This is a genomic window from Mucilaginibacter sp. L3T2-6, assembly GCF_030519355.1.
GTDB lineage: Bacteria > Bacteroidota > Bacteroidia > Sphingobacteriales > Sphingobacteriaceae > Mucilaginibacter.
On the sequence record NZ_JAUMKC010000008.1, the window covers coordinates 57,394 to 77,609 of the forward strand.

Genomic DNA, 20,216 nt, shown 5'->3' on the forward strand with positions numbered 1-20,216 from the left:
AAAGATAGGATTTGAAGCGGAAAGAAAAAGGCGAAAGGTGAAAGGTTAAAGGCACAATTTAGGTGAAAGGCGAAAGGTGAAAGGCAAAAGGCTTTATAAAAGCGCCCTGCAAAACCTTTAACGTTTCGCCTTTAAGCTTTTACCTATTCATCATCATCGCCGAAATCAAGCGTGTAGGATGATTCCGAGGCATCATAAGCCTGGCGTAGCTTATCAGGGTCTGCATTGTCCTCACCGATCTCATCTTCAGCAAAATCATCCAAACCGTTGGAATGAATGTCCTTTTGGCTTTGCTGGTCGTCTGCTTCGCTTTCGTCCGAATCGTTAACAGGTATTTTGTCGTCTGGAGTTATCATAGCTTTTGTTTTTTGGTTTAAAGATAACGGTTTCCGGGTTATCTTGTTTCCAATTTTGAACCAAAAAATCTTTCCGACTTTACTGACTTTCCGGCCTTTACTGATTCCTAAAAATGGCTGTTATCCGCCAGGCTGTAAAATCCGTTATCGGTGATAATAATGTGGTCAGGAACCTTTATATCCAGCAGGCGGGCCGCATCCGCCAGTTTTTTGGTCAGATAAATATCCTCGTGACTTGGCTTTAAATTGCCCGAAGGATGATTATGGATAAGGAAAATGCTTGTCGCCTGGTGCTGCAGGGCTAAACCGAAGATCACTTTTGGGTCGGCTATGGTTGCGGTTAAACCGCCCCGGCTTACCAGTTCTTTCGCAATCACCTTGTTAGCCTGGTTGGTGAGCAATATCCAGAACTCCTCATGATTAAGGTCGATGAAGTGGCGTTTCATCACCAGGTAAATGTCTTTGCTGCCGCTGATGTGTTCGGGTGGCTGGCTTTCCGTTTCGTTTCTGCGCCTGCCTATTTCGAGCGCGGCTATAATGGAGATGGCTTTTGCTTCGCCGATGCCCTTAAAGTTTGACAGCTCTGCAATGGACGCCTTGCCCAGCCTGTTCAAATCGTTGCCGTAATGATGCAGGATGCGCCTGCTCAGCTCTACTGCCGTTTCATCACGGTTACCCGAGCCTATCAAAATGGCAATCAGCTCCGCATCGGTTAAGGCACGCCTGCCCTGCCCGCTCAGCTTCTCGCGCGGCCGGTCTGCCTCCGCCCATGATTTGATGCCGATTTTGGTTTCGTAAGGTTTCACGAGGTCAATATAAAAAACTTTTGTCGTTGCGAGCGACGAACAATCACGGCAACCTCGTAGCTATGCATGGCGAATTATGCATGACGAAGAGGTTGCTTCGTACCTTACAGCAATGACAAAATTTATTAGGATAAAAGGTTCTTCCAGCTTACCTTATCGCCAATGATCTTGTCCAGATCGGCAACGGCAACGCGCTCCTGCTGCATCGTATCGCGATAGCGGATGGTTACGGTGTCGTCTTCCAGCGTCTGGTGGTCAACCGTGATACAGAACGGCGTACCGATAGCATCCTGGCGGCGGTAGCGTTTACCGATGGCGTCCTTCTCCTCGTATTGCAGGTTAAAATCAACCTTCAGCCTGTCCATTATCTGGCGGGCTTTCTCTGGCAGACCGTCTTTCTTGATGAGCGGGAAGATAGCAGCCTTCACCGGGGCTAAACAAGGGTGCAGGCGCAATACCACGCGGCTGTCCTGTTTTTCTTCGGTGCTCAGGTCTTCTTCTTCGTAAGCGTTGATCATGGTCAGCAGGAACATCCTGTCCAAACCTATCGAAGTTTCTATAACGTAAGGGATATAGTTGCCATAAGGCTTGCCTGTTTCCGGGTCAACCTCAGGGTCAAAATACTGCATCTTTTTGTTGCTGAACTTCTGGTGCTGGCTTAAATCATAATTTGTACGACTGTGAATACCTTCCACCTCTTTAAAACCGAAAGGGAATTCGAACTCGATATCATAAGCAGCGTCGGCATAAAACGCCAGCTTGGTGTGTTCGTGGTAACGGTATTTTTCAGGGGCAGTACCCAAAGCAAGATGCCACTTTAAACGGGTTTCTTTCCATTTGTCAAACCACTCGCGCTGTGTGCCGGGACGTACAAAGTACTGCATCTCCATCTGCTCAAATTCGCGCATGCGGATGATGAACTGACGGGCGATCACCTCGTTACGGAACGCCTTGCCGATCTGCGCAATACCAAAAGGTATCTTCATCCTGCCCGACTTCTGCACGTTAAGGTAATTTACAAATATACCCTGCGCAGTTTCGGGGCGAAGGTAAACCACATCGGCCTCGTCGGCAATGGCGCCCATCTGCGTGCTGAACATCAGGTTAAACTGGCGTACTTCTGTCCAGTTACGTGTGCCGCTGATAGGGTCGGCAATTTCATGCTCGATGATCAGTTCACGCAGGCGTGCCAGATTTTCGCCTTTCAGCGCCTCATCCATATCATATTGCAGCTTTTCGGCTTTTTCGGTTTTGCCGTCCTTGCTGTAACGCTCAATTTTATCTTCTAACAGCTGGTCGGCACGGTAGCGCTTCTTGCTGTCTTTATTATCTATCATCGGGTCGCTAAAACCGTCAACGTGGCCGCTTGCCTTCCAGATGGTGGGGTGCATAAATATGGCAGAATCAATCCCTACGATGTTCTCATGCATCTGCACCATAGCTTTCCACCAATAGGTTTTGATGTTATTTTTCAGCTCCGAGCCATTTTGCCCGTAGTCGTACACAGCGCTTAAGCCATCATAAATTTCGCTGGATTGAAATACAAAGCCGTATTCCTTGGCGTGGGATATAACGTTTTTAAAAAGTTCGTCGGTTGATTTACTCATAATAGCGCAAAGATATGTTTTTTGGGGAAGCCGGAAAGCCGGGAAAGCCAGTAATCGCCCCTTAGGTGTCCGTTTTTTTTAGGGGACGGACGTAAATAAAACATCCGGACGCTTTTGGGCAGCATTAAAAAGCGTCCGGTGTCCGTTAGGTGTCTTACCCCCCAAACGGACGGACACGCATTATCTCAAAAAAAATTTGCGGTTATCAATATATTTTGCTAAATTTGTTAGTATAATTTAATCCCCCAATCTTCCCGGTAATAACAACAGCCGTCCTTTATTATTTAAGTAGTAAGTGGGTAAGCAAGGAGTATTTTTTATACTATCGTTATAAAACAATAAAAAATAGTCTCAGAGATAATTACCTGTGGAATAGCCTGATTTGTATTGGTGTAAATAGCCGGAAAAGTGGGTGTAAATCTTTATTTTCCTGAGACATCACTGGCAGTTAACCAAGTATTTACTCAGCTGAAAAACTCAGGCAATCTTACCGGGTGTCCGTTTGTTTTATGCCAAAGTCATACCCGGACGAACGGACACCTATCCGTTAATTATGCTGATGCAGGCTATCAGTCATGAATACAGCGTGTCCGTTTGTTTTATGGGGATGTTTTAACCCGGACGGACGGACACCTATCTGTTAAATGATGTTAAACAATTAACCGCCTTTTAACCGTTAGCCTATTTTTGAGGTAATCTGTTGCTGATGAAATACCTCTTCCTTTTTTTTATGCTGATAACAGGCCATTGCTATGCACAGCGGCTAAAGGGCACGGTTATTAACGCTGAAGATAAACTGCCTGTAGTGAATGCGCTGGTTGTTATGGGCAGCAACCGCACTTATACCGATGGTTACGGGCGCTTCAGTATCAACACCGGAGGGAGCGACAGCATCACCGTTAGCCACATAACCTGCAAAACCTACAGGGGCATCGTCAGCCGGGCCATGGTCACCATACGTATTGCGCTTCAGCCCGCCCCGATCAACCTGGAAGAGGTTAAGGTGCATGCCCATCGTGAAGAAGAATTCAAAAAAGATTCCATCGCCAACCGTGAGTTTTACGGCAGGCAATTTAACTACACCGGCCCAAAAGTAATGGATGCTTTTACCGGAAATGCCTATAACCGGCAGCCGGGCGAGCTGATATCCGTCAACCCGCTGTTACTGGTACGAGCCCTCACCAAAAAAGGAACGCCCGGATATAAGTTCCGTCAAATACTGATACGTGATGAACAGCAGCAATACATCGACCGGAAATTTAACCGCGGCACTGTATCGCGCATCACGCAGCTAAAAGGCGACACGCTGGCTAACTTTCTTACCAAATATCGCCCAACCTACAAGTTCATTAAAAAAGCCACAGATTACGATGTGGAGGTTTATATAAAGGATTGCTATAAAAAGTTTGCCAGGGATGGGTTTAAGGGAGATGAGGTGTTTGGGAAGAGGATGGAAAAAGAAAAGCTATAAAGACATACGCGGCACTCGTGCGCCCAATGTAATTAAGTTAAGGGAAATAATATCGGATAATGTATTTCGAATATCCAACGCCGAAGTGTTTTTTCCTTCATTATCCGATATTCAAAATTCGATGTCCGATATTTTTATTCCTTAAAAGCCTAACTTAATGACATTGCTCGTGCGCCGGCAGCGGGGAGTAGTCATATTTAAGTATTAATCAAAGTAAAATACTCAGGCATTTTCGAGCAAAAAATCTCCGCTTATGCCAAGCTTATTGTGAACGGCCTTTAAAAAGGTTACATCCGGCTCCCGCTTACCACTTAATATTTGAGATAATTTTGCAGTACCTAAACCAAGTAAATCTGCAAGCTTGGCTTGCGTAAGGTTCATTTCTTTGATTTTGTGCTGAACCACAGCGCTAATGGTTAAAGGCAATGGCATTATCTTTAAAACCTCATCTTCGTATTTTTCGGCTATAATGCTAAGTTGTGCCAGTTCTTCTTTCTCGTCTTCCGGCAAATAATTAAACCCGCCTTTATCTGTCGCATTAGCTATTATCTTTTCAATTAACGATAACACCTGGTTATATTGCGCTTCGTTTCTTATTTTGCCAATCATTGCCTTATTTTAAATTTTAGAACAATCAATCTTATCATACTCGGCATGAGTACCCACAAACCGTATGTACAATGTACGCTTGTCGAAAAATATCATGGCTACTAACCTGAAATCATTCCCTTTTATATTGAAAACGTAACGGTCATTACCGACATAATCTACATTGTTAAAATTCTTTTTTATATCTGATAACTTACTCCAATCAGCATCTTTTGCAATGTTGTACCAATTATTAAGCGGAGCGGCGGCGGTTGGGTGATGCGCAGCAAACTCCATAATGGTACGCTTGATAATGATTATCATTAATCAAAGATAAGGTTTATTTCAAAAAATTAAATAAATTTCAAATAATGAAATATTATACCAACAACGGCTGCACATTAGTAATTTTAAATATCTCCGCCATCAGATCGTCGCTTGGGTTTACTTTGAACGATTTTGAGGGCAGATCAACCAGCATGGCTTCTTCCCTGTCGCGCACCTGGAATCGTAAGGAGCAGTTTTTATTCTGATATTTTTCGCCGTGAACTTTCAGCATGGTATCCAGGTTATCCAGCAGCTGTGAGCTTAAGGTATGCAGATCAAGTATTACCGTTATGGATTTGGTAAGCTTGTCGCGCATTTCGGATAGCAGGCTCATTACCGTGATCTTCATATCCCAGTTGTCTTTCTGACGGAACTTTTCTTCAATGATCCCCCGCAGGTGTACACTGGTAGTTAACCAGGTATTTACTCGGCTGAGAAACTCAGGCAAGCTTACCAGGTGTCCGTTTGTTTTATGCCAGGGTTATACCCGGACGAACGGACACCTATCCGTTAATTATGCTGATGCAGGCTATCGGTCATGAATACAGCGTGTCCGTTTGTTTTATGGGGATGTTTTATCCTTGACGGACGGACACCTTTCTGTTAATTATGCTGATGCAGGCTATCGGTCATGAATACAGCGTGTCCGTTTGTTTTGTGGGGATGTTAATATCGAATAATGAATTTCGACTATCCAACGCCGAAGTGTTTTTTCCTTCATTATCCGATATTCAAAATTCGATGTTCGATATTTTTATTCCTTAAAAGCCTAACTTAATGACATTGCTCGTGCGCCAGCAGCAGCGGGAATTAATGGTCAAGATACACATGTTTCCAGAGCGTAGACGCACTCCTTAACCTGAGGATAATAATCTTCAATATTTTCTCTTTGGATTCCTTTTGGTGTGGAAAATTGACACGACCTGTATCAGGTTTTTGGAAGAAGATATTCTATAAATGATTATAAAAGGAAATCCGCGGACTTTCTTTTCCCGTGTGTCATAGGCTTTACTTGGGTAAAACAGAGGATGCTTTGCTATCGAATTTATCTCTCTGAATATTGCAAATTCAAAACTGTCTCCTAAGCCCGGCTCTTGTTCTTCATACCATTCAAAGGCCTTAAAATAATCCTGGTAGGCCCTTTTCGAGATTTTAACATCCAACATTATCGTTTGGCTGCTAATTCGCTGCGTGCTTTAGTTTTAACTTCATCCCAAGTCATTCCTTCGTCGATACCGCTGTCAATATCATCCAAGCGGCTTTTTAACTCTTCAAGAAAATCTTTATCCTGCCATAAATCTAATTCTTGCACAATCTCGTCTTCAACCATGGTATACATCGCTTGTACTTTTTTGTCGTCAGCAAAGCCTATATATTCACGTAATCTTTCCCTGATAGTCTCTGTGCTCATAATGATAGCTATTTTAACAAATTTAATGCTATAAATCGAAACATACAATTTTACGCCAGTACAGGTTGCACATTCGTGATATTAAATATCTCCGCCATCAGATCGTCGCTTGGGTTTACTTTGAACGATTTTGAGGGCAGATCAACCAGCATGGCTTCTTCCCTGTCGCGCACCTGGAAGCGTAAGGAGCAGTTTTTATTCTGATATTTTTCGCCGTGAACTTTCAGCATGGTATCCAGGTTATCCAGCAGCTGTGAGCTTAAGGTATGCAGATCAAGTATTACCGTTATGGATTTGGTAAGCTTGTCGCGCATTTCGGATAGCAGGCTCATTACCGTGATCTTCATATCCCAGTTGTCTTTCTGACGGAACTTTTCTTCAATGATCCCCCGCAGGTGTAAAAAATAGCCTTCCACCAACATGTTGCGGAATTTTACATAGTCATCGCCAAACAGGGCAAACTCGTATGTTTCGTTATAATCCTCCAAAACAAAGGTTCCAAATGGCTTACCGGTCTTGGTCATTTTATGCTGAACGCTGGATACAAGGCCGCCGATGCAAATTTCGCCCCGCTTGCGCAGGTTGGCAAAGGCCGTCATGATCTCTTCGCCACCCTCGCCTGATCGTGCCTTCTGCATCATCTTTAAATCACTGATCGTACTGTTGCAGAAACGTTCCAGCTCCACTTTGTAATTATCCAGCGGGTGACCGGTCAAATAAATACCGATAACTTCTTTTTCATACTTCAAACGCTCAATCAACGCCCATTCCTCAGTTTCAGGCATTGGCGGCTCCGGGATATACGAAGCTACCGAACCGCCAAACAACGATGATTGGGAGCTGTTCTGTGTATTCTGATAATCGTTGGCGTATTTTATCAGGCGCTCTATGCCTGTAAGTGCCATCGTTTCCGTCTTTGCAAAAAACTGCGACCTCTTCAATCCAAAGCAATCAAAACCGCCGCCGTAAACTAAGTTTTCATATGCTTTGCGGTTAACGCTGCGTGTGTTGCTTCGCTGTGCAAAATCGTAAACGTTTTGGTATGGGCCGCGCTCCCTGCGCTCGTCTATAATGCTTTCAACGGCCTTCTCGCCCACGCCCTTAACACCTGTTAAACCGAAGCGTATCTGCCCCTTACTGTTCACGGCGAACGACATATCACTCTCATTGATGCACGGGCCAAGCACCTGCACGCCCATGCGGCGGCATTCCTCCATAAAGAAGGTGATCTTATCCATGCTGTTCTGGTTGTTCAATACCGCAGCCATGTATTCCGACGGATAATGCGCCTTAAGATAAGCCGTTTGATAGGCCACAAAAGCATAACAGGTAGAGTGCGATTTATTGAACGCATACTGGGCAAAGGCCTTCCAGTCATTCCATATCTTCGTGAGTTTATCTTTGGGGTGCCCTTTAGCTTCGGCCCCGGCCATAAACTGGGCTTCCATTTTGTTCAATACCTCAATCTGCTTCTTACCCATCGCCTTACGCAATACGTCGGCATCGCCCTTGCTGAAGCCAGCGAGTTTCTGCGATAAAAGCATCACCTGCTCCTGGTACACGGTAATACCATAGGTTTCGCCCAGGTATTCCTCCATATCGGGTAAATCGAAGGTTATGGGCTCGCGGCCATGTTTACGGGCGATAAAGTTGGGTATGTACTCAATCGGGCCCGGGCGGTACAGGGCGTTCATAGCAATCAAATCCTCAAACTTATCCGGCTTCAGATCGCGCAGATACATTTGCATACCGTCACTTTCAAACTGAAACGTACCGTTGGTATCGCCACGCTGGTAAAGCTCGAATGTTTTCTGATCATTAAGCGGGATGTCATCAATAACTATATCCACGCCGTGGTTTTGTTTGATCATGCGCAGGGCGTCCTTCAAAATGGTGAGGGTCTTTAATCCCAAAAAGTCCATCTTGATTACGCCTGCATCCTCAATTACACGGCCGTCATACTGGGTAACCAGCAGGTCGGAATCCTTTGCCGTAGCAACCGGGACGATATTGGTTAAATCATCCGGAGCGATAATGATCCCCGCAGCATGCACGCCGGTGTTACGCACCGAGCCTTCCAGCTTTTCAGCCTCACGAAGCACAATGCCCTTCAGGTCGTTACTTTTGTATATTTCCTGCAGTTCGGGTACCTGGTCTATGGCTTGTCGCAGGGTAATACCCAATGTTTCGGGTACCAGCTTTTTTAAGCCGTTAACATCAGACAGTGGCATATCCAGCACACGGCCCACGTCCTGTATACTGGTACGGGCAGCCATTGAGCCATAGGTAATAATCTGGGCTACCTGATTTTTGCCGTATTTATCTACCACGTAATCGATAACCTTCTGGCGACCGGCATCATCAAAATCCGTATCAATATCGGGCATCGACTTACGGTCGGGGTTCAGGAACCTCTCAAACAGCAGATTATATTTTATGGGGTCGATATTAGTGATACCAATGCAATATGCCACCACCGAACCGGCAGCCGAACCGCGACCCGGACCAATGAACACGCCCATATCGCGACCGGCCTTAATAAAGTCGGCTACGATCAGAAAGTATCCGGCAAAACCCATTGTTTTAATGGTGAACAACTCAAAGTTGATGCGTTCCTCTGCTTCGGGCGATATATCGATGTAGCGCTCTTTGGCGCCTGTAAACGTGAGGTGCTTCAGGTATTCCCATTGGTTAAGCACATCGGAATCAGGCACGCTGTCGCCATGTATCTTAAATTCCGGCGGAATCACGTAGTTGGGCAGCATGATGTCGCGCTTCAGTTTCAGCACCTCCACCTTATCTACTATCTCATTGGTATTATCCAGCGATTCAGGGATGTCATGAAACAGCTTACCCATCTCGGCCTGTGTTTTAAAATAAAACTGGTCGTTAGGGAAACCGAAGCGATAACCTTTACCGCCTTCCTCATCGGTAGCGATAGGCGTGCTTTGCATGTCGCCTGTGTTTACGCAAAGCAAAATATCGTGGGCATTCGAGTCCTGCTGATCAACATAGTGTGAGTCGTTCGAGCAGATCACTTTAACGTTATATTTCTTCGCGAACTTCATCAGCACGGCATTCACAGTATTTTGCTCGGGGATGTCGTGGCGCTGCATTTCTATGTAATAGTCCTCGCCAAACAGGTCGAGCCACCATTTAAACTCTTCCTCGGCTTCTGCCTCGCCTTTGTAAAGGATAGCCTGCGGCACCGAGGCACCCAAACAGCAGGTGGTGGCAATCAGGCCTTCGTGATATTTCAGGATAAGCTCCTTGTCTATACGGGGCCATTTGCTGTAAAGGCCCTCCATATAGCCCAGTGAGCATAGCTTCACCAGGTTCTTATATCCCTGCGGATTTTTTGCCAGCATCAATTGGTGATAGCGCTTATCCTTATTCTCTTTGGTAAACTGCTTTTTATGGCGATCATCCACCACATAAAACTCGCAGCCAACAATCGGCTTCACATTATGCTTGCCTGCTTCGGCCACGAACTTAAACACACCAAACATATTGCCATGGTCGGTAATAGCCAGGGCTTTCATACCATCGGCAGCAGCTTTTTTATACAGTTTGCTGATATCGGCAGCACCGTCGAGCAGTGAAAATTGCGTGTGTACGTGTAAGTGAGAGAAATCAGGCATCGTCTATACTTTTCCTAAATGAAGATAACAAAGTTAGGCTGAATTTCGAATATCGGATATTCGATTTCTGATTTGTGGAGAAAATTGCCAGGGGTTGATAAATCGCCTGATTTGAGCTATCGAAGTTTCTATCCGGATTTTTCTTCCATTTATAAAAGCATTTCCTTTTCGTCTTTACCGGCTTTCCGGACTTTACCGACTTTTCACCTCAAACCGTATCTTTGCCGCATGAAAGGAAAATCGCCAAAAGAATCGCTTACTATAATGAACGAACTGGTATTGCCCAACGATACCAACACATTGAACAACCTGATGGGTGGCCGCCTGCTGCACTGGATGGATATTGCCGCTGCCATTGCCGCCCAAAAGCATTGTAACCGCATTGTAGTAACCGCATCGGTGGATAACGTTTCCTTTAAGCATTCTATCAAACTGGGCGATGTGATCACCATCGAGGCAAAAGTTTCGCGCTCATTCAATACGTCGGTTGAGGTAAGGTTAGACGTATGGGCTGAAAATATTCCTACCGGCAGCCGCATCAAAAGCAACGAAGCCTATTACACCTTCGTAGCGCTCGACCAAAATAACCGCACTATTCCCGTTCCTGAACTAATTCCCGAAACTCCGGAAGATATGATACTGTATGATGGCGCATTGCGCCGCCGCCAGTTGCGCCTTATATTAGCCGGCAAAATGAAGCCGGACGATGCTACGGAGTTAAAAGCTTTGTTTTTTGGAGAAGCAAACGCATAATTATCTGCGTTCCCATTACCCTAAAATGCTCACCAACCCTTCATCATTAATGGTGTACGTGATGTTATTTTCCTTATCGGTTATAAAGCCTATAAACTGGTGAGGGGTAGCTTCCATTTTCAGTTCGTTTGGCTTTCCATCAATGGTAATTTCACGGGGCATTTCAAGGTCTTTCAGATCAGTTTTATAGCGTTCGTGGCTTTCAAACCATTGTTTTTGCCGGTAATACAGTGCCCACAAATACTTCTTCTGTTTTTCGGCATAAGGCAGTACAAACTCTTCACCGGCGGCCCTGCCTTTTGCAAATTGTACGTATCCCCAGCGTTCGGGGTAGTGCATATTTATCAAACCCTGCGGGCTCCATACCCAGTTATGCTCAGGTAAGTTATGTCCATTGCTATCTTTTAGCTTTTCGTATTTGCCATCCACTGCCTTTGTATCCCATTCCACGCGCGAAAAATTCATCCGCCAAACAGTTCCCGCTTTGGGTAGCCTGGGCCGAACCCCAATATTTAAGGCGCTGAATGGTATAGCCATCTCCATCGTCCAGCCTTTATCTTTGTCTGCAGGATTATTTAGTGTACCTGTAATTTTTACAGCAGAGCGCATGCCCCTGGCATCCCAGGTACTTAGCGGGTTGCCAAGGTTGCGGTAGGGTTTTGGCAGGTAAAGGTCGAAGATGGTATTGAGCGCATTGCACTCTATCTCGAAGTACTGGTGTGTAGTGCCGGTGGGGCTGATAAACAGCTCCACGTCATTATCCATGAAAATAATATCGTCATGCCGCTTAAGCGTACCCCAAACATTGGGCTCCATAACCTGCGCAGCTATATACAGGCAGGTATCGTCCCAAAGCATTTTAAAATTAGTGCGCAGCAGAGGGGCAGGTTTGTCCGCACCTTCTATGTCTGCAAAATCGTCTGTCCACGGGGCTTGCTGCCAGGTGGCATCGCTAATGTCTCCGTCAATGACCGGAACTACGCTTGTGTGACCAACAATGTATGATTTAGGCGTGGTCAGCAGGTTTTCCAGGCCCTTAAATTCGGGTTGTGCGCAGGCAACTGCTGTATAAAATGAAAAAGCGGTAACCAGGGCAAGCCTTAAAAAACCACCTTGTAAACTATCCGTCATCTGGTTATTTGCTGCCCAACTCCACAATGCGGTCGAACTCTTCGTGCTTAAGGCCCATAACCGAAAGCCTGCCCTGCCGTACCAAATGAATGTTTTGCAGCATCGGGTCGGCTTTAATGGTTTCAAGGGTGACCGGGGTCTTCAGGCTTTCGTGCGGCGCCAGATCTACAACCACCCAGTTCGGGTCGGTAGTAGTAGGATCCTGGTAGGCTTCTTTGACCACTTTGGCTATGCCAACAACCTCTTTGCCTTCGTTACTGTGATAAAACAGAACCAGGTCGCCCTCGCGCATATCACGCAGGTTATTACGCGCCTGGTAATTGCGAACACCGTCCCAAAAGGTACGGCCATCCTGGTTAAATTTTTCCCAACTGTATTTATGCGGTTCCGATTTTACGAGCCAATAGTTCATTGTGTAAAGTGTTTCGCCAAATGTAATGAAATTGCCGAAAATGGAAATGGAGTGTGGCAAATGAGAGGAAATCTCCAGGGCCTGCATCATCCTTTAATCCTCATTTGTTCCGGATATTAAATCGTCCAATTGAGGCTGTAATGGTATATAGTCCAATATCTGCCGCTGGCTGTTTCTTTTTCTGAACAAAACGCCAAAATTTCGTCCGGAATATTATTTCTTACACAGTCAATAATCTTTTGGCACGATTTTATAGCATTAGTTAATACATTATACTTATAAAACATAAACAACTATGAGATCACTATTGTACATTATCGCAGTTATCCTGATTATAGGATGGGCGATAGGAGTATTTGCATACTCTGCCGGAGGTTTAATTCACGCTTTATTAATTATAGCCATTATTTCATTCCTGATAGGTATTATCAGGAGTCCGTCAACTGTCTAAGCCACGCTCACAAATAGTTGATAATGCCAAAGGCGATCTTTACGGGTCGCCTTTGTTATTTTAATTCAAGGCCCCGGGGTTGTTTATCAATCGTAGTGCGATACAAACGGACTTACAACCATGTTATCAATATCCGCTACTATCGATTTTATTTTATCGTCCAGCGCATAAACAGCCTCGCCCAGCATTTCCAGGTATTCGCGCGGGGCGTTGTAATCTGCGTCCTTTATCAGTCCCATCAAGCCCATAATTGAAGTTAACGGAGCGCGAAATTCATGCGCCTGGATATGGGCTATCTTTAATAATGATTTATTTTGCTCGATTATTTTTTGCTCTTTTAATTTTCTCTCCGTTACATTACGGATGAGGTAGGATACGCCAATAATCTCGTCGTCGTTATTCCGGGCAGCCTCAAATGCAGCCTCCCACCAGATTGTACCCATATCTTCATAATATGTTGAGCCTTCCTCGAATGATTTCTTTCCCTCAAGCGCCTCGTTATAGCGCTTTAAAAAAGTACTTACAAAGGCCGGATGCAGGTATTTTATAAACTGGTCATCGCGCACTAGCACTGCTTTGTGCACAGTACGGATAAAGCCGACAGCCGTTTTATTAAAGTCGATTACTTCGCCGCTTTTACCCAGCAGAACGTGAAAGTTTGTAGAGCTTTCAAAAAAAGAGCGCAGCCTTATTGAAGCATCTGTATTAAATTGTCTCTGTTCTTCCAATTCTTTTTGCTTAGTCCGTAAAATCTCTGCACCTGCCTTTAATTCGATTATTTTAATAGCCTGCCCAGCCAGAATTTTAAGCACAAGCGCCTGGTGTTCATCAAGAATTTTAGGAATCACGTCATAAACGCCTAAAACGCCAACCGGTATGCCTGCAGCGGTTATTAGCGGCATGCCCGCAAAAAAACGAATACCCGGCCCGCCGCATACGTTCAGATTATTACCATAAAGCTTATCCTTAAAGGTATCCGCTACTACCGTTAGGCCCGGCTGATTCAGTGCGTGAGCACATAAGCTTGAATAAGCCTCTACCTGCTCAACATCAATACCTCTTCTCACCTTCAGATGTAATATGCCGTCGTGCTGAAGCGCTATAGTTATAAAGGGGGAGTTTGTTATAGCAGAAGCAAGCCCGACAATATCAAGCAATTCATGGTCATTTTCCAGGTCAAAATCAATAAAAAGGGTAGCATCCGAAAGATGCTTTTCTTCAACAATCATTAAATAAGTTATGGTTGAGGTGTAACCGCAGCCTGAGGAAAAACTGCCAGGCCGGCAATTATCAATATTGTACGCGATATTTCTAAGTTTAGTTTGATTTTACCGCACCGGGTGTAATTGTAAACCAACGGAAAGCAACCTTCATAGGCTCTCAAACCTTGCTTTCAGCAGGATCAATACAAGAATCGTGCTGAAAAGTTTCTTTAAAATTTTTACGACATCAAATTATTTAACTCATTATCAAGTATTTAATAAAATATTAAATTATTTACAGAACTATGTATTGCATATTACTGTATTAAGCATATATCTTTGTAACATATTACAATAAAAAGCATTCTCATAAGGAATACCCACACAGGCAAAATATCAATCATGTCAAAATATTAAACAAATGAAAGCAAGCTTCTTTTTAGCACTACTCTGCCTCGCTTCGTTGAGCATTTTTGTAGGCTGGATGAAATTTCAGCACAATAACGATAATCTCTCCATTTCGGTAACAGACACGGACGACACTTATGCACTGTCTGCAAAATTTGACGAAAATTATACCGGAAGAGTGCAGGACTATATCAATCACAGTATCAAGCCTACCGATTTATTCAGGTCCGCTCGCGACTACTTTAATGTAATTACCAGGCTTAAAGACAACACCGAATTTCATATTAAAGAGTCCCCCGGCGAACTGGAAGTAGAATTCGACAAGAAGAAAAATTCCTACGCCTCATACCAGCGCATCAGGAAAATGTGCGAAGGCATATCGAACTTGCTGAAGGGAGAGAAAACCGATAATAAAAAATAACCCATAAAATAATAATCAAAACAATTCACATGAAAAAAATCATTTTAACACTATCGCTGCTGATCGGGATCAGTGCGGTAACATTTGCACAATGCGATAAAACAATTGTGCTCAATTCGTCCCATACCAATCATATAGATGAGTCGGGCGCAATCACCAGGACCGACGACGAAACCGCGGAAATTGCGATAGACAAGTCAGCGGTAAATATTGCTGTAAACGGCGAGCATAAAATTACCGCCAACATTACTTCGAATACCTGTAACTGGAGCCTTCCGTTTAAGGAGGGTAAATCGGTAATTAAAGCTGTGGCAGACCATGATGGGCAGGACAAGAAAATGACCATCACTATTGAAGGCAAAGACGGTAAGGTTACACTATTATTTGAGCTGGAGGATGAGCCAGGCGACAGGATAAAAGTGGCGATAGACAAATTTGTTGAAAAAGCCTAAGCATTGAAACTGATGAGAACGATTATTATCGGTCTGGCCATATTGCTTGCACTCGTAACAGCGGTTTTCGGCCAATGCGGCAAAACCGTTGTGATAACCTCGTCGAAAACTGATCATGTTGACGCCAAAGGCAAGCTTACAAAATCATTTAACGAAAAAGTTGTGATTGAGATAAGCCAGGCCACTATCGGTATTTCAGTAGATGGTCAGCAAAAAATGACCGGTAAGGTAACCTCTTACAAATGCAATTGGAAAACGCCGTTTAAAAAAGGAAAGTCAGTTATTGACGCCGTAATGACTAACCGCGAAGGCGACCGGAAAGCCATCATGACCATTGAGGGAAAAAGCGGCAAAATCAGGGTTCATTTTATGATGCCTGACAAGCCCGGCGACCAGGTAAGCATTGTTGCCGACAGATTTGAGGCAAAAAGTTAATAAAATGAAGCTTACGGAGTTTATCAAAGTTCCGTAAGCTTTCTCTGTATTGTTATTTGGTGCTAACAACCTTCCCATTCTCATCCAGCGTCTCAATAACCGGCTGATTGTGTTTATTTATGTAGATGTTGAGCCTGGGTTTCCCTGTGGCGTCATTCAAAAACAGCCCTACTTCGCCTTTGTCATTCATCCCTGCAAAAAATCGCTGATGGGTGTGGCCGGCAGCCTTTAGTTTTTTGATACCGGCATTAAGCGCTGCTGTGTCATGCAGGTGCTGCAATGAATCGTAATAAGTCAATTACCTGGTTAAGCCAAAATCGTCCCTGTCCCAAATATTCAGGCCGTAGCTCCGGTATAACTTATCGCCCTGTTTTTCCTGCTCATACCTCAGTTGCATTATCTGATCGTTTTTGTATTGGTCGAAAGAATACACCATGCTGGCGCCATTTTTATTGCCGTCATATACCAGGCCTCCGTCTTCATCACCTTCGTCGTTAAAAAATATGATACCAGGCGGACGGCTGCGCTTTGGCAGATCTTTATTGTCCATGCGGCCCGGGTGCTGCCGTTCACTGTTGCTGATCACCATTTTTAACGTACCGTCCTTTTCAACAATATTAATGCGCTCGGCAGTAATTTCTTTGAAATGGCCGCCGTTAAGCGTAAAAACATAAACTACGAGCGCCAATACAACCAGTGTAAGCACGGCTGCATAGGTCTTCAGAATTTTAACTTGCTTCGTCAGGCTTTCCATAGAGATCGGTTTTGATTGAAATAAAATTACAAAATCACTTCAGAGACACAACATTTGTGTTCCCGCGACAGGATTCATTAAAACAAGGATCAATTACAAGGCAGGTACGCAGGTAATATTAGTCTGCGCTGTAAGATTGTTATTAATGCAAAATCTTGAACACCAGCTCTTTCATCAACCCGCCGTTATCAGTGTTCGAATCCACGCCTTTACTTTTTAAATCGCATTCGCGCAGGTAGCTGATGATCTGCATGGTTTTGGCATAATTGAAACTGCGGGCGGCCTGCTCATAATCCTTTACAAAATAGGGGCTGATGCCTATCTCGCGGGCCACATTTTGAGGCGATTTATCCTTAACATAATGGTAGGTAAGCACTTTGCTGAAAAAAGAGAACAAGTTCCCTAAAACCAGCACCAAAGGGTTAGCTTTGGGATTAGCTTCAAAATAGTTGATTATCTGGTTGGCCTTAAATGCATCTCTGCGGCTAAGCGCTGTTTGCAGCTCAAATACGTTATATTCCTTACTAATTCCGATGTTATCATGGATATGCTTTAAGGTAATTTCCTGCCCGGCCTGGATATTCAGCATCAGTTTTTCCAGCTCGTTGGATATTTTGGAAAGGTCATTGCCTAAATACTCGGAGAGCATCATGCTGGCCTGCGGATTAATCTTATAACCTTTTTCAGTAATAAAACCTTCTATCCATGCAGGTATCTTACTGTCGTACAAAGCAGCCGATTCAAAAATAAGTCCGCTCTTTTCAATGGCTTTATAGGTTTTTTTTCGTTTATCGAATTTGCCGTATTTGTAACAAAACACTAAAATGGTACTTGGCAACGGATTTTCAAGGTAGCTTAGCAGCGGGTTCATTCCTTTTTTATCGGCATCATCACTGCCCCACTTCATATCCTGCGCCTCTTTTACCAATACCACCTGGTAGTCTGCCATCATGGGATATCGTTTGGAGGCGTTCAACACAGTCATCACGTCGGTATCCTTGCCGTATAACACAGTTTGGTTAAAGCCTCTTTCGGCTTCAGGCAGCAGCTTCCGCTCCACAAAATCGCTTATCAGGTCGATAAAATAAGGTTCCTCACCGTGCAGCATGTACACGGGTTTGTATTTCCTGTTCTTTAAATCCTTTAAGATATCCTGAGCTGTCATTTCAGGGACAAAGTAATGAATTTTTGCTGAATAGTGCAGGTAGGAGTGGCAGTAGCAGACCGGAATAGCGGTCACCTTGAAACATGAGTTCATACTGTTACTATTCTCAACAGCTTGCATATCACTCCTAAAATCCACACCTTCGCAAATGGATTTGCTGCTGCCGCTTAACCTTCCGCCCTATCCCTTTAAGATAAGTGACCATAACGGGCAGCTATCTCTTTTTGACATTATCCGTAAACGAAATATCATCATCACGCCTGAGGAATGGGTAAGGCAGCATTTTGTACAATATCTTATCAATCAAAAAAAATATCCAAAGACACTTATTAAGCTGGAAGGCGGGCACCGGCTGCATGGGATGGCCAAACGGACAGACATTATCGTTTACAATTCTTTAGGGGAAAAAATTCTGTTGATTGAATGCAAAGCCCCCTCAGTCACTATTGATCAGAAAACTTTCGACCAGGTAGCGCGGTACAACATGGTACATAAAGTGAAACTACTGGCTGTTACCAACGGACTGCAACATTATTACTGTAATATCGATTTTGAGAAAAGCCAGTACCGTTTTATTGAAGATCTGCCGGGTTACGCTACAATTTGATTACTTCCGGCAAAAATCAGAGTTTGAATTTTTTCCATCAGTTGCTCGGGCTTAAATGGTTTTGATACATAATCATTCATGCCCGCATTCAGCACCTGTTCTTCAATATCAAGCAGTGCAGCAGCCGTAAGCGCTATTATAGGCACGTTTGCCTTGCCGGCATCAGGCAGCTTACGTATCTCCATAGCGGCATCGAAACCATTCATCACGGGCATCTGCAGGTCCATTAATATGATATCAAAATCGCCATTTTTAAAGGTTTCAATTGCTTTCTCTCCATTTTCGGCAATAGTTGGTACTATTTTCCATTTAGAAAGCAGCTTTTTCATCAGCAGCACATTTACAGGATTATCTTCAGCAATTAAAACACGCAGACTGCTTAAAGCTCCGGCGTTATGCAATAATGGATGATTCTCGCCAATTTCGTTGATACTGGCTTCTGATACGGGGAATTCCATATTGAACGAGAACTCAGAGCCCTCCCCCAGTTTGCTGGAAACATGCATCTGCAAGCCCTGCAGCTCAAGCAACCGCTTTACTATGGCAAGGCCCATGCCAGTGCCGCCATACTGCCGCGTTGTAGTAATAGATTCCTGTGTAAATGGCTCGAAAATACTTTGCAGGTTATCTTTATCTATACCGATACCCGTATCCTTTACCGTAAAAGTAATTCGTAACTTGTTATTGCGGTCTTCATAACAAAATGCCTTTACATACACATTACCCTGGCGGGTGAACTTGATAGCGTTGCTCACCAGGTTAAACAGCACCTGGTTTAACCGTGTTGGGTCGCCGTAAAGCACCCGCCCTTTCAGCATAGGGTCAACTTTTAAAGTAAAATTAAGGCCCTTGGCTTCGGCTTTTGCTTTTTGGGAAGTACAAAGATTTTCTAAAAGATCGTCAAGGTTAAACTTGATCGACTCGAACATTACCTTGCCAGCCTCTATTTTATTAAAATCAAGCACGTCATTTACAATCGACTGCAGGTTGTTTGCCGATGATTTTAAAACATTCAGGTTTTCTTTCTGATCAGGCCGCGGGTTAGCCATGATCATCAGGTTACTCATGCCGACTATGGCATTTAAAGGCGTTCTTATTTCATGCGACATTGTCGCTAAAAATTCAGACTTCACCTGCGATGATTTTTCAGCCTTTTCAATTGCAAGTTCAAGCTTGCTGTTTAATATCGCCTGGTCTTCGCTGGTTTGCCTAAGCTCCTTTATGTTTTTTATAAATGCACTGTAGAAATGACTGTGTATATAAATTATAATGATGAAGTTGGCAAACATACTGATGATAACTGTCGATTGGTCAAGCTCTTCAGGCTTTAGCGAGATAAAATAGGCCTGGTTATAGGTTATCACATAAAATGCCAGTACAGGGATAATGTTAATTAACGAATAAAACAGCCCCCAGCGCTGGCCCAGCATATAATAGCTGAACAAAACTGCCAGCAATATAACCTGTATGGCAATGATATCAACCTTCTGGATTATTATAAAAACGTTGCTCAGGTTAATTAATGTCGCTATTGCGAGCAGCGCATGTGACACGCCACGCCAGTCGGGCCGGTAAGTAAGGTATTTATATAAAACGATGATGGCGCCAAGTGTAATTGCTGACGTAATTGAAAGCAATGGCAAATGCTGAAGATATACGCTAAAGAACAAGCCGGATACCGTTACGAGCAGGATAAAGAAACCGTAATATAACAAACGGATGCGGGCCTGATCAAGGGCCGACTGTTCATCTGAAAGTATATTGGATAAGGAAAAATTAAAAAAGCCCGCGTCCTTGCTCATTTAAATGCACTATCTG

General features: G+C 44.1%; 23 protein-coding genes. 7 read left to right on the top strand and 16 right to left on the bottom strand.

What is annotated here, in order from left to right; translation table 11 throughout:
- Positions 1-143 precede the first annotated feature (143 nt).
- From Q3W13_RS10880 to Q3W13_RS10890, 3 genes are all read right to left on the bottom strand, one after another.
- Entirely contained in the window at positions 144-356 is a 213-nt protein-coding gene (locus tag Q3W13_RS10880; protein ID WP_302863685.1) for a hypothetical protein, read from the bottom strand.
- Between the two features lie 107 nt (positions 357-463).
- The gene (gene radC, locus Q3W13_RS10885) at positions 464-1,162 is read right to left on the bottom strand and encodes a DNA repair protein RadC (RefSeq protein WP_302863686.1); all 699 of its coding nucleotides are present in this window, start codon (positions 1,160-1,162) and stop codon (positions 464-466) included.
- 125 nt (positions 1,163-1,287) lie between these two features.
- A complete protein-coding gene (locus Q3W13_RS10890) occupies positions 1,288-2,769 on the bottom strand; it encodes a glycine--tRNA ligase (protein WP_302863688.1) in 1,482 nt (493 codons plus the stop codon).
- 706 nt (positions 2,770-3,475) lie between these two features.
- On the opposite strand from Q3W13_RS10890, the gene Q3W13_RS10895 reads away from it, so the two are divergent.
- On the top strand, positions 3,476-4,240 hold the full coding sequence (locus Q3W13_RS10895) for a hypothetical protein (protein ID WP_302863689.1): 765 nt from the start codon (positions 3,476-3,478) through the stop codon (positions 4,238-4,240).
- A 222-nt stretch (positions 4,241-4,462) separates the two neighbouring features.
- Here the strand turns inward: Q3W13_RS10895 and Q3W13_RS10900 are convergent, their stop codons facing one another.
- The 6 genes from Q3W13_RS10900 to dnaE form a co-directional block, all read right to left on the bottom strand.
- Positions 4,463-4,849, bottom strand: a complete 387-nt coding sequence (locus Q3W13_RS10900) for a type II toxin-antitoxin system HigA family antitoxin (RefSeq protein ID WP_302863691.1) — start codon at positions 4,847-4,849, stop codon at positions 4,463-4,465.
- Between the two features lie 9 nt (positions 4,850-4,858).
- Entirely contained in the window at positions 4,859-5,152 is a 294-nt protein-coding gene (locus Q3W13_RS10905) for a type II toxin-antitoxin system HigB family toxin (protein WP_302863693.1), read from the bottom strand.
- A gap of 55 nt (positions 5,153-5,207) precedes the next feature.
- Complete coding sequence (locus tag Q3W13_RS10910) at positions 5,208-5,603, bottom strand: hypothetical protein (protein ID WP_302863695.1); 396 nt, start codon at positions 5,601-5,603, stop codon at positions 5,208-5,210.
- 427 nt (positions 5,604-6,030) lie between these two features.
- Positions 6,031-6,321, bottom strand: a complete 291-nt coding sequence (locus Q3W13_RS25230) for a type II toxin-antitoxin system RelE/ParE family toxin (protein WP_368077631.1) — start codon at positions 6,319-6,321, stop codon at positions 6,031-6,033.
- On the bottom strand, positions 6,321-6,566 hold the full coding sequence (locus tag Q3W13_RS10915; RefSeq protein ID WP_302863696.1) for a hypothetical protein: 246 nt from the start codon (positions 6,564-6,566) through the stop codon (positions 6,321-6,323). Before Q3W13_RS10915 ends, Q3W13_RS25230 begins: the two co-directional genes overlap by 1 nt.
- A 50-nt stretch (positions 6,567-6,616) precedes the next feature.
- Positions 6,617-10,207, bottom strand: a complete 3,591-nt coding sequence (gene dnaE, locus Q3W13_RS10920) for a DNA polymerase III subunit alpha (RefSeq protein ID WP_302863698.1) — start codon at positions 10,205-10,207, stop codon at positions 6,617-6,619.
- A 228-nt stretch (positions 10,208-10,435) separates the two neighbouring features.
- Here dnaE and Q3W13_RS10925 point away from each other — a divergent pair, with 228 nt between their 5' ends.
- Positions 10,436-10,960 (top strand): acyl-CoA thioesterase, encoded by a 525-nt coding sequence (locus Q3W13_RS10925; RefSeq protein WP_302863700.1) that lies wholly within the window; start codon positions 10,436-10,438, stop codon positions 10,958-10,960.
- A 15-nt stretch (positions 10,961-10,975) separates the two neighbouring features.
- On the opposite strand, the gene Q3W13_RS10930 is transcribed toward Q3W13_RS10925, so the two are convergent.
- Together Q3W13_RS10930 and Q3W13_RS10935 are read right to left on the bottom strand one after the other, a co-directional pair.
- Positions 10,976-12,091 carry a carbohydrate-binding family 9-like protein gene (locus Q3W13_RS10930; RefSeq protein WP_302863701.1) on the bottom strand — a complete coding sequence of 372 codons (1,116 nt, stop codon included), beginning with the start codon at positions 12,089-12,091 and terminating at the stop codon, positions 10,976-10,978.
- Between the two features lie 4 nt (positions 12,092-12,095).
- A complete protein-coding gene (locus Q3W13_RS10935) occupies positions 12,096-12,503 on the bottom strand; it encodes an EVE domain-containing protein (protein ID WP_302863703.1) in 408 nt (135 codons plus the stop codon).
- A gap of 295 nt (positions 12,504-12,798) precedes the next feature.
- Between Q3W13_RS10935 and Q3W13_RS10940 the strand changes: the two genes are divergently transcribed.
- Positions 12,799-12,954 carry a lmo0937 family membrane protein gene (locus Q3W13_RS10940; protein WP_302863704.1) on the top strand — a complete coding sequence of 52 codons (156 nt, stop codon included), beginning with the start codon at positions 12,799-12,801 and terminating at the stop codon, positions 12,952-12,954.
- A gap of 86 nt (positions 12,955-13,040) precedes the next feature.
- Here the strand turns inward: Q3W13_RS10940 and Q3W13_RS10945 are convergent, their stop codons facing one another.
- A complete protein-coding gene (locus Q3W13_RS10945) occupies positions 13,041-14,183 on the bottom strand; it encodes a sensor histidine kinase (protein ID WP_302863705.1) in 1,143 nt (380 codons plus the stop codon).
- Between the two features lie 394 nt (positions 14,184-14,577).
- On the opposite strand from Q3W13_RS10945, the gene Q3W13_RS10950 reads away from it, so the two are divergent.
- The 3 genes from Q3W13_RS10950 to Q3W13_RS10960 are packed head-to-tail and all read left to right on the top strand — an operon-like array spanning position 14,578 to position 15,872.
- Positions 14,578-14,985, top strand: coding sequence for a hypothetical protein (locus tag Q3W13_RS10950; protein ID WP_302863707.1), 408 nt, complete (start codon positions 14,578-14,580; stop codon positions 14,983-14,985).
- Positions 14,986-15,014: 29 nt separating this feature from the next.
- Positions 15,015-15,437: a hypothetical protein gene (locus Q3W13_RS10955; protein ID WP_302863709.1), complete on the top strand. Its 423-nt coding sequence runs from the start codon at positions 15,015-15,017 to the stop codon at positions 15,435-15,437.
- A gap of 12 nt (positions 15,438-15,449) precedes the next feature.
- The gene (locus Q3W13_RS10960) at positions 15,450-15,872 is read left to right on the top strand and encodes a DUF3124 domain-containing protein (RefSeq protein WP_302863711.1); all 423 of its coding nucleotides are present in this window, start codon (positions 15,450-15,452) and stop codon (positions 15,870-15,872) included.
- Positions 15,873-15,924: 52 nt separating this feature from the next.
- Here the strand turns inward: Q3W13_RS10960 and Q3W13_RS10965 are convergent, their stop codons facing one another.
- The 3 genes from Q3W13_RS10965 to holA all read right to left on the bottom strand — a co-directional run bounded on the left by Q3W13_RS10965 (position 15,925) and on the right by holA (position 17,791).
- Positions 15,925-16,170 (bottom strand): hypothetical protein, encoded by a 246-nt coding sequence (locus tag Q3W13_RS10965; protein ID WP_302863713.1) that lies wholly within the window; start codon positions 16,168-16,170, stop codon positions 15,925-15,927.
- Entirely contained in the window at positions 16,171-16,626 is a 456-nt protein-coding gene (locus tag Q3W13_RS10970; protein WP_302863715.1) for a hypothetical protein, read from the bottom strand. It abuts the gene before it with no gap.
- 142 nt (positions 16,627-16,768) lie between these two features.
- Positions 16,769-17,791, bottom strand: coding sequence for a DNA polymerase III subunit delta (gene holA, locus Q3W13_RS10975; protein ID WP_302863930.1), 1,023 nt, complete (start codon positions 17,789-17,791; stop codon positions 16,769-16,771).
- Positions 17,792-17,939: 148 nt separating this feature from the next.
- Here holA and Q3W13_RS10980 point away from each other — a divergent pair, with 148 nt between their 5' ends.
- Positions 17,940-18,398 carry a type I restriction enzyme HsdR N-terminal domain-containing protein gene (locus tag Q3W13_RS10980; protein ID WP_302863718.1) on the top strand — a complete coding sequence of 153 codons (459 nt, stop codon included), beginning with the start codon at positions 17,940-17,942 and terminating at the stop codon, positions 18,396-18,398.
- Here Q3W13_RS10980 and Q3W13_RS10985 read toward each other — a convergent pair.
- Positions 18,383-20,200 (bottom strand): response regulator, encoded by a 1,818-nt coding sequence (locus Q3W13_RS10985; RefSeq protein ID WP_302863720.1) that lies wholly within the window; start codon positions 20,198-20,200, stop codon positions 18,383-18,385. The two genes, Q3W13_RS10980 and Q3W13_RS10985, sit on opposite strands and share 16 nt — an antisense overlap.
- Positions 20,201-20,216: the final 16 nt, after the last annotated feature.

What these genes read in the sequence shown, in the direction of transcription:
- holA (WP_302863930.1), bottom strand. Translation starts at nt 17,791, where the DNA reads ATGACAGCTCAGGATATCTTAAAGGATTTAAAGAACAGGAAATACAAA.
- Q3W13_RS10950 (WP_302863707.1), top strand. Translation starts at nt 14,578, where the DNA reads ATGAAAGCAAGCTTCTTTTTAGCACTACTCTGCCTCGCTTCGTTGAGC.
- Q3W13_RS10900 (WP_302863691.1), bottom strand. Translation starts at nt 4,849, where the DNA reads ATGATTGGCAAAATAAGAAACGAAGCGCAATATAACCAGGTGTTATCG.
- Q3W13_RS10980 (WP_302863718.1), top strand. Translation starts at nt 17,940, where the DNA reads ATGGATTTGCTGCTGCCGCTTAACCTTCCGCCCTATCCCTTTAAGATA.
- Q3W13_RS10935 (WP_302863703.1), bottom strand. Translation starts at nt 12,503, where the DNA reads ATGAACTATTGGCTCGTAAAATCGGAACCGCATAAATACAGTTGGGAA.
- Q3W13_RS10880 (WP_302863685.1), bottom strand. Translation starts at nt 356, where the DNA reads ATGATAACTCCAGACGACAAAATACCTGTTAACGATTCGGACGAAAGC.
- Q3W13_RS10970 (WP_302863715.1), bottom strand. Translation starts at nt 16,626, where the DNA reads ATGGAAAGCCTGACGAAGCAAGTTAAAATTCTGAAGACCTATGCAGCC.
- Q3W13_RS10945 (WP_302863705.1), bottom strand. Translation starts at nt 14,183, where the DNA reads ATGATTGTTGAAGAAAAGCATCTTTCGGATGCTACCCTTTTTATTGAT.
- Q3W13_RS10985 (WP_302863720.1), bottom strand. Translation starts at nt 20,200, where the DNA reads ATGAGCAAGGACGCGGGCTTTTTTAATTTTTCCTTATCCAATATACTT.
- Q3W13_RS10890 (WP_302863688.1), bottom strand. Translation starts at nt 2,769, where the DNA reads ATGAGTAAATCAACCGACGAACTTTTTAAAAACGTTATATCCCACGCC.
- dnaE (WP_302863698.1), bottom strand. Translation starts at nt 10,207, where the DNA reads ATGCCTGATTTCTCTCACTTACACGTACACACGCAATTTTCACTGCTC.
- Q3W13_RS10905 (WP_302863693.1), bottom strand. Translation starts at nt 5,152, where the DNA reads ATGATAATCATTATCAAGCGTACCATTATGGAGTTTGCTGCGCATCAC.
- Q3W13_RS10940 (WP_302863704.1), top strand. Translation starts at nt 12,799, where the DNA reads ATGAGATCACTATTGTACATTATCGCAGTTATCCTGATTATAGGATGG.
- Q3W13_RS10915 (WP_302863696.1), bottom strand. Translation starts at nt 6,566, where the DNA reads ATGAGCACAGAGACTATCAGGGAAAGATTACGTGAATATATAGGCTTT.
- Q3W13_RS10930 (WP_302863701.1), bottom strand. Translation starts at nt 12,091, where the DNA reads ATGACGGATAGTTTACAAGGTGGTTTTTTAAGGCTTGCCCTGGTTACC.
- Q3W13_RS10925 (WP_302863700.1), top strand. Translation starts at nt 10,436, where the DNA reads ATGAAAGGAAAATCGCCAAAAGAATCGCTTACTATAATGAACGAACTG.
- Q3W13_RS10895 (WP_302863689.1), top strand. Translation starts at nt 3,476, where the DNA reads ATGAAATACCTCTTCCTTTTTTTTATGCTGATAACAGGCCATTGCTAT.
- Q3W13_RS10960 (WP_302863711.1), top strand. Translation starts at nt 15,450, where the DNA reads ATGAGAACGATTATTATCGGTCTGGCCATATTGCTTGCACTCGTAACA.
- Q3W13_RS10955 (WP_302863709.1), top strand. Translation starts at nt 15,015, where the DNA reads ATGAAAAAAATCATTTTAACACTATCGCTGCTGATCGGGATCAGTGCG.
- Q3W13_RS25230 (WP_368077631.1), bottom strand. Translation starts at nt 6,321, where the DNA reads ATGTTGGATGTTAAAATCTCGAAAAGGGCCTACCAGGATTATTTTAAG.